Source organism: Actinopolyspora sp. BKK2 (genome assembly GCF_011291845.1).
Lineage (GTDB): Bacteria > Actinomycetota > Actinomycetes > Mycobacteriales > Pseudonocardiaceae > Actinopolyspora > Actinopolyspora saharensis.
This window is the reverse complement of record NZ_JAANTE010000006.1, coordinates 121,168-136,860: the sequence shown is the minus strand read 5'-3', so window position 1 is coordinate 136,860 and position 15,693 is coordinate 121,168. Positions and strand designations below refer to the sequence as shown.

13 protein-coding genes are annotated in these 15,693 nt (G+C 70.9%); 6 read left to right on the top strand and 7 right to left on the bottom strand.

Annotation, left to right across the window (positions count from 1 at the left end; all coding sequences use genetic code 11):
- Nucleotides 1-29: 29 nt before the first annotated feature.
- On the top strand, nucleotides 30-1,367 hold the full coding sequence (locus tag G9Q41_RS14390; RefSeq protein ID WP_165632858.1) for a jacalin-like lectin: 1,338 nt from the start codon (nucleotides 30-32) through the stop codon (nucleotides 1,365-1,367).
- Between the two features lie 165 nt (nucleotides 1,368-1,532).
- Here G9Q41_RS14390 and G9Q41_RS14385 read toward each other — a convergent pair whose 3' ends face one another.
- Entirely contained in the window at nucleotides 1,533-1,754 is a 222-nt protein-coding gene (locus G9Q41_RS14385; protein WP_242687469.1) for a hypothetical protein, read from the bottom strand.
- 349 nt (nucleotides 1,755-2,103) lie between these two features.
- Here G9Q41_RS14385 and G9Q41_RS22395 point away from each other — a divergent pair, with 349 nt between their 5' ends.
- Nucleotides 2,104-2,499, top strand: coding sequence for a cold-shock protein (locus G9Q41_RS22395; protein ID WP_092524376.1), 396 nt, complete (start codon nucleotides 2,104-2,106; stop codon nucleotides 2,497-2,499).
- 107 nt (nucleotides 2,500-2,606) lie between these two features.
- Here the strand turns inward: G9Q41_RS22395 and G9Q41_RS14375 are convergent, their stop codons facing one another.
- The gene (locus tag G9Q41_RS14375; RefSeq protein ID WP_092524374.1) at nucleotides 2,607-3,101 is read right to left on the bottom strand and encodes a DUF2771 family protein; all 495 of its coding nucleotides are present in this window, start codon (nucleotides 3,099-3,101) and stop codon (nucleotides 2,607-2,609) included.
- Nucleotides 3,102-3,200: 99 nt separating this feature from the next.
- Entirely contained in the window at nucleotides 3,201-3,872 is a 672-nt protein-coding gene (locus G9Q41_RS14370; RefSeq protein ID WP_245695992.1) for a glutaminyl-peptide cyclotransferase, read from the bottom strand.
- Nucleotides 3,873-4,190: 318 nt separating this feature from the next.
- On the opposite strand from G9Q41_RS14370, the gene G9Q41_RS14365 reads away from it, so the two are divergent.
- Both G9Q41_RS14365 and G9Q41_RS14360 read left to right on the top strand, forming a co-directional pair.
- Nucleotides 4,191-5,039, top strand: coding sequence for a DUF3027 domain-containing protein (locus G9Q41_RS14365; protein ID WP_165632859.1), 849 nt, complete (start codon nucleotides 4,191-4,193; stop codon nucleotides 5,037-5,039).
- A 481-nt stretch (nucleotides 5,040-5,520) separates the two neighbouring features.
- Nucleotides 5,521-8,592 (top strand): ATP-binding protein, encoded by a 3,072-nt coding sequence (locus tag G9Q41_RS14360; protein WP_242687467.1) that lies wholly within the window; start codon nucleotides 5,521-5,523, stop codon nucleotides 8,590-8,592.
- A gap of 275 nt (nucleotides 8,593-8,867) precedes the next feature.
- Here G9Q41_RS14360 and G9Q41_RS14355 read toward each other — a convergent pair whose 3' ends face one another.
- Nucleotides 8,868-9,128: a DUF2530 domain-containing protein gene (locus G9Q41_RS14355; protein WP_092527557.1), complete on the bottom strand. Its 261-nt coding sequence runs from the start codon at nucleotides 9,126-9,128 to the stop codon at nucleotides 8,868-8,870.
- Nucleotides 9,129-9,336: 208 nt separating this feature from the next.
- Here G9Q41_RS14355 and G9Q41_RS14350 point away from each other — a divergent pair, with 208 nt between their 5' ends.
- Nucleotides 9,337-9,768, top strand: coding sequence for a MarR family transcriptional regulator (locus G9Q41_RS14350; RefSeq protein ID WP_165632860.1), 432 nt, complete (start codon nucleotides 9,337-9,339; stop codon nucleotides 9,766-9,768).
- Between the two features lie 220 nt (nucleotides 9,769-9,988).
- On the top strand, nucleotides 9,989-11,206 hold the full coding sequence (locus G9Q41_RS14345; protein ID WP_347567552.1) for an MFS transporter: 1,218 nt from the start codon (nucleotides 9,989-9,991) through the stop codon (nucleotides 11,204-11,206).
- A 138-nt stretch (nucleotides 11,207-11,344) separates the two neighbouring features.
- On the opposite strand, the gene G9Q41_RS14340 is transcribed toward G9Q41_RS14345, so the two are convergent.
- From G9Q41_RS14340 to G9Q41_RS14330, 3 genes are all read right to left on the bottom strand, one after another.
- Entirely contained in the window at nucleotides 11,345-12,859 is a 1,515-nt protein-coding gene (locus tag G9Q41_RS14340) for a glycosyltransferase family 39 protein (protein ID WP_165632864.1), read from the bottom strand.
- A gap of 432 nt (nucleotides 12,860-13,291) precedes the next feature.
- On the bottom strand, nucleotides 13,292-13,921 hold the full coding sequence (locus G9Q41_RS14335; RefSeq protein ID WP_092524362.1) for a superoxide dismutase: 630 nt from the start codon (nucleotides 13,919-13,921) through the stop codon (nucleotides 13,292-13,294).
- Between the two features lie 168 nt (nucleotides 13,922-14,089).
- A complete protein-coding gene (locus G9Q41_RS14330) occupies nucleotides 14,090-15,583 on the bottom strand; it encodes a glutamate-cysteine ligase family protein (protein ID WP_165632866.1) in 1,494 nt (497 codons plus the stop codon).
- Nucleotides 15,584-15,693: the final 110 nt, after the last annotated feature.

The following is a 15,693-nucleotide window of genomic DNA, read 5'->3' as shown; positions in this document are numbered from 1 at the left end:
GCCGCACCGAACGGAGCCAGGTGTCCACAATGCTTAGACCCCTTGTGGCGGGGATCGCCGCTCTCGCGGCCACCGCGGCCGTCGTCACCGTCCCGGCATCCACTCCCGCTGCCGCCGAATCGCCGGAATCCGGCAGCTTCACCGCGGTCACCTACAACATCGCGGGCCTGCCCGACGGCCTCTCCAGCGGAGAGGTGGACCGCGAGACCGCAACCACCGCCATCGGCGAACGGCTGAACTCCTACGACCTGATCAACGTCCAGGAGGACTTCAACTACCACGCGGCCCTGTACTCCGGGGACAACCATCCACACCGGACCTCCACCACCGGCGGAGCCGGGATCGGAAGTGGACTGAACAGCATGTCCAACCGGCCCTACAGCGAGTTGGACAGGGTCACCTGGGACGACTGCTGGATCGGATCCGGTGACTGCCTCACGCCCAAGGGGTTCACCTTCCGCCGGGTGCGTCTCGCTGAGGGCGTCTACCTCGACGTCTACAACCTGCACGCCGATGCCGGGGTCACCGACGGAGACCTGGAAGCGCGCCGCGCCAACCTCGAGCAGCTGTCGACGTACCTGCAAAGCCACTCGCAGGGAAACGCGGTGCTGGTCATGGGCGATACCAACACCCGCTACACCCGCGAGGGCGACGACATCGCCGACTTCGCGTCGGACAACGGGCTCACCGACGCGTGGGTGCAGCGGGCGCGCGGTGGAACCGCGCCCGCTCCGGGCAGCGACGCGCTGCTGTGCCCCGAGCAGAACCCCGGAACGTCCTGCGAGGTCGTCGACAAGATCCTCTACCGCGGCAGCGAGCTGCTCTCGCTCGACGCGACCAGCTATCGGAACCTGGACGACGAGTTCCGCACCGACGACGGCAGGAAGTTGTCGGACCACTTCCCGATCGCCGCCGACTTCACCTGGACACGCAATCCGGACTTCCGGGCCAGTGACGTCCTCGGCGGCCCGCACGGCACGCCGTTCACCGACGTCGAGGCGCTCACCCCTGGAACGCGACCCACCTCGGTGTCGCTGGCCGCGGGGGAGCGGGTCGACCGGGTCGGTGCCACGCTCGACGACGGCACCGAACTCGGCCACGGCGGAGCGGGCGGCACCGCGCGGACCCTCGCCCTGGCCGAGGACGAGTACGTCGACTCGGTCCGCCTCTGCCGGGGCGAGAAGGACGGCCACACGCGGGTCTTCTACGCCCGCTTGACCACCAACACCGGCCGCGGCATCGCGGGCGGCACCGACACCGGGGACTGCCTCACCCGAACCACCCCCGAGGGGTGGCAGCTGGCCGGCTTCCACGGTCGGGAAGGCGACGAGCTCGACTCCCTCGGCCTCCTCTACACCCGCCGCTGAGAACGCGACCGAAAAGGCCCACCCCCGAGCTCCGGCAGGAATCGCGAGCTCCGGCAGGACCCCGCTGGGCCTGGGGGTGGCCAATTTTGCCTACAACTGTGAGTTGTCCACAGCCTGCGCCTTCACCCGCTGTGAGGAAGACAACACCGAGCTTGCCGGTGCGGGTCAGTTCCGCCTCGAGGAGCTCCCGTGGCGGGCGCGGGCCAGGGCCGAGACGAGACCGACGGCCAGACCCAGTGGGCACAGCATCGTCATGGCGTTGAGCCACCACGGCAGGTCCCGGTGCCCGAACGCCGACATGCCGAATATGACCAGGATGACGACCAGCCCCGCGCAGAACGTGCCCACGGCCACCGGCATGGTGCTGCTGCGTGTGGATGTGCTCATGCGGCCACCTTATGCGGTGCGACGATCCGCGTCCGTGCCGCCGTGTCTGAGGTCGCTGCGACTTCGGGCGAGCTCCCGCGGCGGGAGCGGCCCCGCCTGAGACGTTGTCGCACTTCCCCGGGCGGGTACGCTTGAGGTGACGCGTCCTGGAACGCAATTACCGCAACAGGCTCGCAGTGCCTGCGAGGCAGGTAGGCGTTTCCGGGGCGCGTTCGTCGTGCCGGGACAGCTCCGATCGGCGTCGGCGCGCATTGGCAACAACCGAACGTAGGCGACAGCGTTTCCCGCCGGCCGCACCTCCTTCGGAGGGCGGGCGGGAACACGTATCTGACAGGGAACGGTGAGGACTGTGCCGACCGGCAGGGTCAAGTGGTACGACGCGAACAAGGGCTTCGGCTTCGTGACCCAGGACGGTGGGGAGGACGTGTACGTGCGGGCCTCCGCGCTGCCGTCCGGGGTTGATGCGCTCAAAACGGGGCAGCGTGTCGATTTCGACATGGCCCAGGGACGTCGCGGTCCACAGGCGCTGCGTGTCCAGTTGCTGGACCCACCGCCCTCGGTGGTGGAAGCTCGTCGGCGCCCTGCCGACGAGCTGCACGGCATGGTCGACGACATGATCAAGCTGCTCGAGTCCAGCGTGCTTCCCGAGCTGAACAAGGGACGCTACCCGGACAAGAAGGTGGCCAAGCGGGTGGGCGGCGTGGTGCGCGCCGTCGCGCGCGAGCTGGACCCGGGCGGTTCCTGAAGCGGTCCCCTCCGCACGACCTCGCTCCGGAAACCCGGAAGCGCCGCTCGCTCCGCGAGCCGGGGTGAGGTGAGCCGGGACGACCTCCCCGCGGGAGGAAGTGCGCTTCAGCTCTTGTCGGGATCGGGGCGATCACCCTTCAGCACCCAGGTCCCGCCGATCACGAACTGCCTGCTCTCCAGGTCGTCCACGAGGACGGCCGTGTAACGCTGCACCTCGACCTGTTCGAGCCGCGCGCCCGGTTCGGACAGGTCGAGCGTGTAGGCGAAGCGCTCCTTCGGGGAGAAGACCTCGCTGCGGCCCTGCCGCTGCTCCCCGGAGGCGGTGCGGTAGCTGAAGACCACCTGCCACGGCGCGGTCTGTATCTCCTCGGAGACCGAGATCTGCATCGTGGAGTCGGCGGGCACGGTGAGATGGCGCACCTCGTCCGGCCGTGGTTCGGCGCACTCCTGCGCGAGCGGCTCGCAGTAGCGAACCGGTGCGACCCGCACGGACTCCCCGTGCGCGTAGAAGGTCACCTGCGGTCGGTCTTGCTTGGCGGCACCACACCCGGTGAGCAGGATTCCGGTCAGGGCGAGCAGTGCTGTGAGTCCTCGGCGCACGGTGCTGAGCCTACGACCACGCCCCGGAGCGGGAGGTGGCCGGTCCCGAAACTCCGGCTCGCCCGATCCGTGGAAACGTTCACCCCGTCGGGGAGTCCGTCATTCGGGGACGAACCGCACCCGGAACATCTTCGGCCAGTACTTCCCGGTGAGCAGGAACTCGCCTTCCGCGTCGGTGGCGGCTATCCCGTTGAGCACTCCCGCTTCGGACTCGGCGCTCTCGTCGAGCAGTCCGCTCGCGTTCACCACGGCGGTCACCCGTCCCGAGGTGGGGTCGATTCGCACGATCCGGTCGGTCTGCCACACGTTGGCCCAGACCGAGCCGTCCACGCACTCCAGTTCGTTGAGCTCCTCGAGCGGTTCCCCGCCCAAGCGGACCTTCACCCGTCCGCGCTCGGCGAAGGTGTTCGGATCCCGGAAGGTCAGCTCGGCGGAGCCATCGCTCATCACCAGCCGCTCCTCGGAGGAGCAGAGCCCCCAGCCCTCGCCGTCGTAGCTCGCGCGGCGCTCCTGCCGCAGGGTCGCGCGATCGCGCAGGAAGGCCGTCCCGGACTTCCAGCTCAGCTGCCAGATCCGGTCCCCGACCACGGTGAGTCCCTCGCCGAAGAAGCGGCTCGGCAGCTCGACCCGTTCGGTCTCCTTGCCGCTCGTCAAGTCCACGGCGCGCAGAACCGATTCACCGCGTTTACCGGTGCTTTCGTAGAGTGTTCCCGAGTTCGTTTCAAGACCCTGGGTGAACGAGGACGGATCATGCGGCAGAACGTGGATCACATCGGCGCGCAGGTGTGGCACGCTGCCCCCGTGCCACAAGCCTTGTTCGCTCTGATCGCCGCCTCGGTCGCCGTGCTGTTGTGGTTGTTGCGACGTTCCGCATCGGGCGGTTCCCAGGATCGCCAGCGGCACGAGGCAGGTGACGAGCAGCCGCGTACTTCTCCGCCGTCGCGTTCCGAAGTGGATTCCACCGGCAGCGACCGGTCCGCCCCGGAAGCGGTCGAACAGAGCCCACCAGTTCCGAACTCGCACCCCGAAAGCGTGGCACGCCCGCCCACTCCACGAAACACGTGCGGCACAATCGGGAGTGTGACGCCTATGCCTGCTCCGATCAGCGACGTCGAGACGGCGTCAGAGCCAAGCAACGCTGCCGGAGGCGAGCGGCGACCCGATCCGCGACTCGCCGAGGCGGTGGACATCGCGCGTTCCGCCGCGGAGGAGGAAGCCGTCGCCGGTAGCGACCCGAACGCCTCGCCGGTGCTCGCGATGGAGACGCAGGGGGCGGCTGTCGGCGAGCACGTCGGTGTCGAGCGCGAGTCCGACACGGCCGCCACGCACTACTTCGAGACGACCTACCACGGTTACGTCGGGTGGCGCTGGGCGGTAACCGTGGCTTCTCCCGGTGAGGGATATCCGGTGACGGTCAGCGAGGTGGTCCTGCTGCCCGGGTCGCAGGCCCTCGTCGCACCCGATTGGGTCCCGTGGAGCGAGCGAATCCGCCCGGGTGATCTGGGGGCTGGGGACCTGCTGCCGAGCGGGCAGGACGACCCCCGGCTGGCCCCGGGAACGCTGCCCGGCGACGACTCCGCGTCCGAGTTCGCCTACGAGGTGGACGGCGGCAGGAAACGGGTGCTCAGCAGGCAGGGGCGCCTGGAGGCGGCCGAGCGGTGGCAGCAGGGCGAGTTCGGCCCCGACTCCGAGACCGCCCGGCTCGCTCCGGGGCCGTGCGGGAGCTGCGGTTTCCTCCTGCCGCTGTCCGGCTCGATGCGGGCGGTTTTCGGCGTGTGCGCCAACTCGGTCTCACCCGCGGACGGGCGGGTGGTGCACGTCGAGTTCGGCTGCGGGGCGCACTCCGAGGCGGAGGTGGACACCTCCTCGACGATCCCCGTGGCCGACGTCGTCTACGACGACACCACGATCGACTTCGAGTCCAGGGACGCCGACTGAACGCCCGTTCGCGGGACGACTCGCTCGGGCGCTCCGCCGGGAACGCGCCGTTCCGCGACGGCGTCCGAGCGACGCGGCCGTGCGGGCGGGACGGCCGGGACGGCGCCGCGGGAAGCCCCGACTCCGCGGGACCGGGGCGGTTCGCCGCGGGGTAGCCGGCGTCAGGGGCGGGCGCGCAGGCTCCGGCGAGCGCCCCGGCGGCGCAGGCCGTCCGAACCGCTCTCCGGGACGTGGCCCCGGAAGCTCGCGGTGCGCTCCACCTCGCGGGCCGCGAGGCACCGCGTGCCGCGTCCACCGGGACGTGGCCACGGCGAACTCCCCGGAAGGCGCCAACCCGAGCGGGCCGCGGGATCCTCCTCCGCCGGGCGGGAAAGTCCACGGCCGACCCGCCGAACGCCACGGCGGAACGCCGTCCGATGTCGGAGAATCCGCTCCCGGCAACCGAAACGGAAAATCTCTACAGGCGCAGAGGGCACAGTTGTTGAGCGATTCATCCGAGGAACGGACCGCGGGCGCGAAGTCCGGTGAACTCCGCGAGTGCGCTCGTTCGAGTGCGGACCCGTTCGGCACGGCCGAGCTGCGCGCGGCTGTGCTCGACTCGTGGCGCGATTCACCCACCCGTTTCAGGGAGGACGCGAACGCGGAGGAGGACCTGCGGCTGGGGGGATATCGGAACCGCCTGCTGGTCGAACTCGCCCAGAACGCCGCCGACGCGGCCACGGCAGCGGGCACCACCGGGCGGCTGGTGGTGACCCTGCGGGACGGGGAGCTGCGGGCGGCCAACACGGGAGTTCCCCTGGACCGGGGTGGTGTGGCCGGGCTGGCCGCGCTGCGCGCCTCCCCCAAGCGAACCGAGAACTCCGTGGGCAGGTTCGGGGTGGGATTCGCCGCGGTCCTCGCGGTGACCGATGCCCCGCGGTTGGTCTCCACGACCGGGTCCGTGGCCTTCTCCGCAGCGGAGACCAGGGAGGAGATCGAGGAGCTGGCCTCTTCCGACGGGGGGACTTCGGCGGCGGCGCGGGAACTCCTCGCGCGCACGGGCGAGGTGCCCGTGCTCCGGCTGCTCTGGCCGGTGGAGGAAGCACCGCCCGAGGGCTTCGACACCGAAGTGCGGTTGCCGCTGCTGCCCGAGGTCGGCGGTGAAGAGCTGTTGGACGCCATGGCCGAGCAGGCCGCCGACCTGCTGCTGGCTCTTCCCGCCCTGGAGGAGATCCGCGTCGGCCGGCGCTCGTACTCGAGGGCGGAGCTCGACTCGGGGAGAGTGGCGGTGCGCTCGCCCGAGGGGGAGCGCACCTGGCTGCTCCGGTGGGACTCCGGGGAGTGGCCGGAGTCGACGCTGACCGGGCTCGGCGTGGAGCAGCGCGCCCGCGACGGGTGGTGGGTGTGCTGGGCGGTCGAGCTGGACGCGGACGGGAACGTCGCGCCGCTGAGCCGCGACGTGCTGCACGCCCCCACGCCGACCGAGGAGCGGTTGTCCCTGCCCGCCCGGCTGCTCGCGGGGGTCCCGCTGGAACCGGACCGGAGGAGGGCCTCGTCCTCGCCCGCCACGGGGCTCGTGCTGGACCGGGCCGCGCGTGCCTACTCCGAGCTGGTCACGGCCGTTGCCCCCGCCGACCGGATCTCGCTGGTGCCCGCTCCCGAACTCCCGCTGTCCGACACCGACGAGCGACTGCGGGAGACGATCCTCGAAGAGCTCGGGGAAGTCGAGTGGCTGCCCGCGGCCGACGGCTCGGCCGTCACACCGCGGCGGGCGACCGCGCTGGACTTCCACTCCCCGGAGCTGGTGGAACTGCTGTCCGATGTCGTGCCCGGGCTGTTGATCGCGGAGCTGTCGGGGCAGGCGCACCGGCGCGCGTTGCGCTCGCTCGACGTCGCCCGGATGGGTGCGGCCGAGCTGGTCCGGGCGGTCACCGGGCTGCAACGCCCGGCGCGGTGGTGGCGGCGGCTGTACGACGCGCTGGCGCCCGTCGAGCAGCAGGACCGCGCTGCTCGGGACGAGTTCGCGGCGCTGCCCGTGCCGCTGGCGGACGGACGCACCGCGACCGGTGTGCGCGAGGTGCTGCTGCCGGGAGGATCGGACGGGGCCGAGTCGGCGGCGGCCCTGGTCCGAGCGGACGTGACCGGACTCCGGGTGGCCGATCCGGAAGCGGCGCACCCGATGCTGGAGCGCCTGGGAGCCCGTTACGCCGGTGCGGACGAGCTGCTGGACGCGCCCGCCCTGGTCGAGGCCGTGCACAACAGCGTTTCGGACGCGCGCTCCGGCACCGATCCGGGGCCGCTGGCCGAGGCGGTGTTCTCGCTGGTCGAAAGCGCGGGTGGGCGCGACTGGCTGGGTGCGCTCGCGCTGCGGGACTCGGACGGGGAGATCCGCAGGGCCGACGAACTGCTGGTCCCCGGGGCGGCGTTGCTGGACGTGCTCGACTCCGGTGCGGTGGGAGCCGAGGCGCCGCTGGGGGTTCTGGAGGCGGCTACGGCCGAGCGGTGGCCCGGCTGGGTGCTGCGTTCCGCGGGACTGCTGGACTCCTTCGCCGTCGTGACCGAGGAGGAACCCGACTCGCCGCACGAGGGGCTGGCCGACACCGCCGAGTGGTGGCAGGAGGCGGAACGGGCCCGTGGTGCGGAGTGGCCCCCGGCCCGCTTCGTCGGGGTGCGGGACCTGGACCTGGTCGCCGGGGACCGCTGGCCCACCGCGCTGGAAATGCTCTGCTCCGAGCCGACGACCCTGGAGGCGCTGCGCGACCCCGGCGGCTACACCTCGTGGTGGGTGTCCAGGTACGCCCGGCTGGGCGGACGTCCTCCCCGGCACTGGCGCTCCCCGGAAGCCGAGTGGCTCGCCGGGTTGTACGACCCGGCTCCGGGCACGGGGCTGGAGGACTGGCAGCTGCGGCTCGCCGGGGTGCGCACGGAGCTGGACGTCTCCGACGGGGGCGACGCGGAGGACCTGATGCACCGCCTGGCCGATGCGCAGCGCACCGTGGGGGCGGGGGTGGCGCTGCGCGCGCACCGCGTTCTCGCCGAGGCCGTGGCCTGCGAGAGGTTCGACCCGGCCGAGGTCGATCCGCCGCAGGCCGTCCGCTCCGTCACGGGTGCCGTGGTGACCGCCGACCGCGCGGTGGTGCTGGACGAGCCGTGGTTGATCGGTGTTTTCGAACCCGCCCTGCTGGTAGCCGGGGGCACTCCCGAGGAGTTCGACGCCGAGTCGCTCGCCGAGCTGCTGGACCTGCCGCTGGCCTCCGAGCAGGGAGTGCTAGAGGTGCTGGGCCAAGGGGTCGCGCAGAGCTGGGGTGACGTGGCCAGGGTGCCCGCGGCCTGCGAGCTGCTGGGCGTGCGGGTCCCCTACGGCCAGGTGGTGCTGCGGGACGGTCTGCGAGTGCGCACCGCGGAGGGGGAGCACGACGTCCACTGGTGGGTCGACGGCAACGGGGTGGTCTACAGCGAGCGGAGCCCGGACGGGCTGGCGCGTGCGCTGGCCTGGGTGACCGATCGCTGGGACCTGCGGTTTGCCTTCGCGGGGCTCTTGGCCGAGGCCACGGCTGTCACCCTCCTTCGGTGAGGAAGGATCGGCGGTGCCGGTTGCTTGGGTGGTTGCGTGGCGGAACCTCAGTCGGCGCCCGGCTGCGGGTGCCCCGACATCGGGTAGCGGCCTACACAACGTCGGGGCCGTCCTCGCCGGGCACTCGACTGAGAACCCGCGGCGGTGCCGACTGCGCAGGCTCAGAGCGCTTGCGTTGGGGTGCCAGGCTTCTCGGCGGTGCCGGTGGCTCGGGCTCGTAAGCGCTTGCGTTGGCGTGGGGCCGACGCAGGCGACTGCGGGGGAGAGGGCGGAGATCAACCGTCCAGGCCTGCGAGCCCGCGCCAGGCGCCGCGGGAGCCGCGGCGCGAGGCGGCGCGCTGCCAGCGGAAGACGCCGTACCCGAGCAGGCCGAGCACCGTGCCGACCACGCAGGTCCAGAAGTGCACGCTGACACCGTCGTCGGTCCACCCCAGCACTCCGAACACCAGGGCGGCGATCAACCAGCTCAGCGTTCCCGTCAGGACCACGGGGGTCGGTTCCGCGAGCCTGCGTGGAAGCGATGGGACCGGGCGCATCGACGGTGTGCCGTTCGGCGGTTCCGAGCTGTCCTCGGCCACGGGGTGGTGGCTCCCTTCGGGGGACGCTTTGGGCGCGGGGCCGGCGGGTAGTAGCGTCGGCGCAGTCATCCGGCGAGTACCGCGCGGACGTCCTCAGGCTACCCGCGGGCGGGGAACTCCTTCGCGCGGCACGGCGGAATGTCCGATATTTTGCTAAGCTAACGATGTGTCCGATACCGCTGAACGTGAGCGCACGCTGGCGAGCAGGTTGCGCGTCGCGATCGTGCGCTTGAACCGCCGGTTGCGCACGCAGACCGAGTCGAACGTCACGCTGTCCCAGATGTCGGCGATGGCCTGCCTGTGGCGCAACGGCCCGCTGGCACCCCGGGAGCTGGCCACGAAGGAGGGCGTCCAGCCGCCCTCCATGACCAGGGTGATCGCGGCGCTGGAGGACCTGGGGCTGGTCGGCAGGCGCCAACATCCCACCGACGGCAGGCAGGCGATCGTCGAACTCACCGACTCCGGCAGGGCGCGCATGGACCAGGAGGTGTCCGTGCGCGAGCAGTGGTTGGACCTGCGGTTGGCCGAGCTGACCGAGCAGGAGCGCACGACCCTCTCCGACGCCGCGCGGATTCTCGACCGGATGGCCCAGCTGTGAGAGGTCGAAGAGGTCGGCGACTCGGTTCGCGCGGGTGGTCGCTCGTCGGGACTGCCCGCGGAGCGCGGGCGGTGCGGGTGAGCACGAGCGACCGCGCCGCTTTCGGAAAGGCCCCCTCTTGACCGCTTCGCCGGACACGCCGGGCCGGGGAGTCGAGCAGACCGAGCGGCCCGCGGCGGAGTCGGCCGCGGACGCTCCGTCCTCCGGTGGTCGTGGAGGGATGTTCCGCTCCCTGCGGGAGCGCAACTACCGCTACTACGCCTCCGGGCAGGTCGTGTCCCTGACCGGCACGTGGATGCAGCGCGCCGCCCAGGACTGGCTCGTGCTGGAGCTCTCCGGTGGGTCGCCCGCCGCCCTCGGGGTGGCCGTGGCCCTGCAGTTCCTGCCGACGATGCTGTTCACGCTCTACGCGGGCGTGATCGCCGACCGCTTCGACAAGCGGCGGATGCTGATCCTCGTGCAGAGCGGGATGGGGCTCTGCGGAGTGGCGCTCGGGCTGCTCGACGTCGGCGGACTCGTCGAGTTGTGGCAGGTGTACGCGCTCGCGCTGGCGCTCGGCTGCTTCTCCGCCTTCGACGCCCCGGTGCGGCAGTCCTTCGTCGTGGAGATGGTCGGTGCGGCCCAGCTGTCCAACGCGGTCGCGTTGAACTCGATGACGTTCAACCTGGCCCGGATCGTCGGCCCCGCCGTGGCGGGAGGGCTGATCACCGCGGTCGGCACCGGTCCCGTCTTCCTGATCAACGGCCTGAGCTCGGGCGCCGTGGTGCTCGGACTGCTGCTGATGGACACCGCGCGGCTGCACCGCGCCGCTGCCCCGGACGGGAAGCGCGGCCGGCTGCTGGCCGGGCTGCGCTACGTCTCGGGGCGCCCCGAACTGATCGTGATCCTGTCGCTGGTCTTCTGCGTGAGCACGTTCGGGATGAACTTCGAGAACGCCTTCGCCGTGATCGCGCGCAACGTGTTCGACCGGAACGCCGCCGGGTACGGACTGCTGATCACGGCGCTGGCCGTGGGCACGTTGACCGGGGCTTCGCTCGCGGCGCGCCGGGCCGGGGGACGTCCTCGGCTGCGCCTGGTGTTCGGCGGGGCGGCCGCGTTCGGCGTGCTGGAGTCCGTGGCCTCGCTGATGCCTGATTACCGGACCTTCGCGCTGGCCCTCGTGCCGGTGGGCATCGCGGTGATGACGTGCACGACGGCGGCCAACTCCACGGTTCAGCTGACCGTCGATCCCGCGGTTCGCGGCCGGGTCATGGGGCTGTACATGATGTTGTTCCTGGGTGGCAGGCCGCTCGGTGGGCTGCTGTCGGGGTGGTTGGCCGAGGTGTTCAACGGCAGGGCGCCGCTGCTGATCGGTGGTGCCGCCGTGGCGCTGGCGAGCCTGGCCGGGGCCGGGGTGCTGGCCAGGAGGAGCACGGGGTTGCCCGCTGGTCCAGGTTAGGCTAACCTAAATGATGTCCGCTTCGTGGTGGGAGCGGTGTCAGTTCGGGAACCCCGCGGGCCCGTCGAACTCGGTTCGGCGGGCCCGTTCGGGCTCGGTGGGCACGGCGGACGGAGCCGCTCCCCGGCGGGTGGCTCGTCACTCCCACATGCCCATGCCGCGCAGCCGCGGCCATATCTCGGACCAGGGCAGTTTGCGCTGCTCGGCGAGCCAGACCACTCTGCTCCGCGTCGGCTGGTCCGGGCCTGCCGTGCCGATCCGCTTCACCTCGCCGAAGAAGCGCAGCAGGGACTCCCGGCTGCCACCCACGTACAGGGTCGCCTGCGAGCTCTCCGGTGGCCTTCCGAAATAGCCGTAGCCCCTGCTGCCGCTGTGGACCTCGGGCAGGCCGTGCTCGGGGCCGAAGTGGTGCAGCGCGCCCGCCGTCCAGTAGGAGGAGGCCAGCACGGTCGTTCGCTGTCTTCGCGCTTCCGGCAGGGAGCGCAGCTCGGCGGCGACGTCGCGAGCGATCACGGGCCATTCCCGCCCGGTGTTGTTCGCCAGCGTGCCGGGCAGCGTGGCCACGGGGAAGGGGGTGAGCGAGGTCAGGCACACGGCGGCGGAGATCCCGTAGGCGGGCCAGACCAGCCGACTGACCCACGGGCGTCGTCCCCGTTCGCGGCGGTGCTGCAGGCCCACGGCTCCGGCGGCGAACAGCACCGGGTACAGGCCGACCATGTAGTACTCGCGCGCTCCGGTGAACAGGAAGATCACGGCGAGCGCGCAGCACGTCACGCCGATGAACCGGTACGGGCGCGAGCCCGGCTCGGACAGCAGCCTGGCCAGGCCGTAGCACAGCAGCACGACTCCGACCCCTCCGGAGAGCACGAGCCATCTGACCAGCAGTTGCACTCCGTCGTGCTGGCTCTCCCCGTTGACCACACCGGTCATGCCGAGCTGCGGCCAGCCGTGGTGGGCCTGCCAGATCAGGGTCGGAATCGTGGTCAGCACAGCGATGCCCGCGCCGGCCCAGAGCTTGCCCCGACCCAGCAGCTCCCGCGGTCCGACGAGCAGCACCGCGATCCCGAGCGCCGCCCAGAAGCCGAGCACGAGGAACTTGACCTGGATGGCCACCGCCGTGACGACTCCGGCCCACAGCAGCAGCCGGTCGTCCGTCCTGCCCGCCGTCCGCAGCCGTACCCAGCGCACGAGCAGCCAGGTCAGCAGCGTCCACAGCAAGGGGTCGAAGGTCATGGTCCCGAGCAGCCTGCCGTTGAGCAGGATCTGCGGGCTGAGTGCGAAAGCTCCCGCCGTCAGGAGCTGGGCCCTGCGATCCCCGCCCAGCTCCCGGGCGATCTGCGCGGAGAGGGGGACCCCCGCCGCGGTGGCCAGCACGGCGGGCAGGCGCAGGGCGAACGGCGACTCGGGGAGGAGCAGCTGCGCAGCACCGGCCAGCACGGGCAGGGCGGGTTGCTGATCGGCATACCCCCACGCCAGGTGGTCGGCCGCGGCCATGAAGTACAGCTCGTCCCCGAAGTAGCCGTACGACCACGCGGCCACTCCCAGCAGCAGCGCGAAGGCACCCGCGAGGAGGAGCACCGGCCTCCTCGCGAACGGGAAGAGGCCGCTGGCGGGCGGCGCCGCCGCAGGAGCGGTCAGCGTCGTACTACTCATGCGGTGTGGGGGTTTCCTTTCGGAACGACTCCGCTGAAGTGGTGACCACGGGCGCTTTCCGAGCAGCTTCCGTGGAGGCGGAACGGTTCACCGGACGGCGAGCGATCGCTTCCGCACCTCGTGAAAGATACTCGTTTCAGGGGAGGCCGTGTCCCGTGCTGCGAATTCGTAGCGGAGTCGTGATCGTCCGAAGAGGACCGGCGGGGCCTCGGGCGGCTCGACCACCGCGACGTGGCGCGCCAGGAGGCCGGAAAGTCCGGATTTGCCCGGAACAGCAGAAACGGGGCCTCCCGCCGCGGCGGGAGGCCCCGTGGAAACCGGCAGATCCGCTTGTCGGAGCATTCACTGCCGGGGTCGCTGTGACCGGAGGTCGTGCGCGGGAAGCGCTCCGTGCGGTCACGTGTCCCCCAGCCCCCAGGATCGATCCGTTGCTCAGGCCTCGGGCAGGCGAAGACCGTTGTAGCCTGCGCGCGCGTCGGCGAAGCGGCGCGCCACCTCGTCCCAGTTGACGACGTTCCAGAGCTGCTGGACGTAGTCGGCCTTGGCGTTCTTGTACTGCAGGTAGTAGGCGTGCTCCCAGATGTCGAAGACCAGCAGCGGAGTCGTGGCGATCGACAGGTTCGAGTGGTGGTCCCGCAGCTGCTGGGTGATCAGCCGCTGACCCACGGGGTCCCAGGCGAGCACGCCCCAGCCGTTGCCCTGGATGGTGGTGGAGACGGCCTCCATCTGGGCGCGGAACTTGTCGAAGGAACCGAAGTCCTGGTCGATCGCGGCGGCGAGCTCCCCGGTCGGCTTGTCGCCCCCGTCCGGGCTGAGCACCTTCCACCAGACCAGGTGCATCGAGTGCCCGGCCAGGTTGAACGCCAGCGTGGTCTCCAGGCCCACGATCGACGAGAAGTCCCCCTTGTCCCTGGCCTCGGCGATCTTCTCGATCGTGTCGTTGGCGCCCTTGACGTAGGTGGCGTGGTGCTTGCTGTGGTGGAGCTCGTTGATCTCCCCTGCGATGGCGGGCTCCAGCGCCGAGTAGTCGTAGTCCAACTCGGGCAGCACGTACTGAGCCATGAACCCTCTCCCTGTTGCGTATGGGTTGCGACAACGAGTCTGTCTCAATTGCAATCTATTAGCAACTGTTCGATGCGCGGGGAGCGGGTGCGGATGTGCGGAACCGGTGCGGCGGTTCCCGACGCCGGGTTCCTGACGCCGGGCTCTCCCCGGCGTCGGGACCCGTGATCACTCCGTCGGCCAGGTGTGCACCGGTTCGCCCACGGTGCCCAGCGCGGTGTAGCGACGCAGCATCTCGACCAGGGCGGTCTGCCGGTCGGTGTGCTCCTGCAGGGCGAGCACGGTGTTCCGCTGCCAGTCGGCACCCGTCTGCCTGGCCCGGCAGCGCTGCTCCAGCACGCCGAGGTGGCGTTCGCGCACGGCGTCCGAGACCCCGCAGGCCTTGAGCCCCTCGTGGGCCAGGGGGAGCAGTTCGCGGAGCATCAGCTCGTGCGCGGGGAGCCAGCCCAGCCCCGGCCAGTAGAGCCGGGCGTTCATCCCGTGCCGGGCCCCGTTGTAGAAGTTCTCCTCCGCGGTGGCGAAGGAAATCTTCGTCCACAGCGGGCGGTCCTGCTCGGCCAGCGCGCGCTGCGCACCGTAGAAGAAGGCCGCGTTGGCGAGCACGTCGATCACGGTCGGCCCGGAGGGCAGCACCCTGTTCTCCACCCGCAGGTGCGGCACCCCGTCGACCAGGTCGTAGACCGGCCGGTTCCAGCGCCACACCGTGCTGTTGTGCAGCAGCAGCTCCGAGAGGTTCGGGGCGCGTCCCGCGTCCAGGGCGGCCACCGGGTCCTCCTCCTCCGACTCCGGCATGAGCGCGGGGAAGTAGCGAACGTTCTCCTCGAACAGGTCGAAGATCGAGGTGATCCAGCGCTCGCCGAACCACACGCGCGGACGCACTCCCTGGTTCTTGAGCTCCTCCGGCCTGCTGTCGGTGGCCTGCTGGAACAGCGGAACCCTCGTCTCCTGCCAGAGGGCCTTGCCGAGCAGGAACGGCGAGTTCGCCCCCACGGCGATCTGCGCTCCGGCCAGGCACTGCGCGGCGTTCCAGTGCGCCGCGAACTCATCCGGGGACACCTGAAGGTGCAGCTGGACCGAGGTGCAGGCCGAGGTGGGCAGGATCGACTCCGCGTGCGAACGCAACCGCTCCTGACCGTGACTGCCCAGCGGGGATCCCGCCATGTGCAGCAGGATCTCCTCGCCCCGGGCCGCGCAGATCTGCTGGTTGAGCAACCCGTAGCGCGATGGACGGGACAACCACCTCGGGTCGAAGTGCGCGCTGCGCAGGGTCGGCAGCGTCCCGATCATGACCAGTTTGGCCCCGTTGTCGTGCGCCTTCGCGTCCGCGTCGACCAGCGAGGCGCGCAGTTGCTCCTCCAGCTCGAGCGCCCCCCTGCCCGCGAGCATGCGCGGGGGGACGTTGAACTCGATGTTGTGCTGCCCCAGTTCGGTGGTGAACGAGGGGTTGTCGATCTTCTCCAGTACCTCGGCGTTGGACATCGACGGGTTCATCACCTCGTCGACCAGGCTCAGCTCCATCTCCAGCCCCATCTGCTGGTGGGGAAAGGAGAAGTTGTCCTCGGCCAGCATCCGGGCCAGCGCGTCCAGGCCGCGCTGCATCTTGTCCCGGTATCGCTGCCGATCACCAGGTCGGAAAGCCTGATCGGCCACGTACCTTCCCATGCCGCGTCACCCCGCTCCGACGGTGCCAACACCGGCAGCTTCCATGCTGGTCAGCGCCGGAGTTCACGGTGGCACACCGGTTCAGGGGGCTACCAGGGGCCAAATTGGTG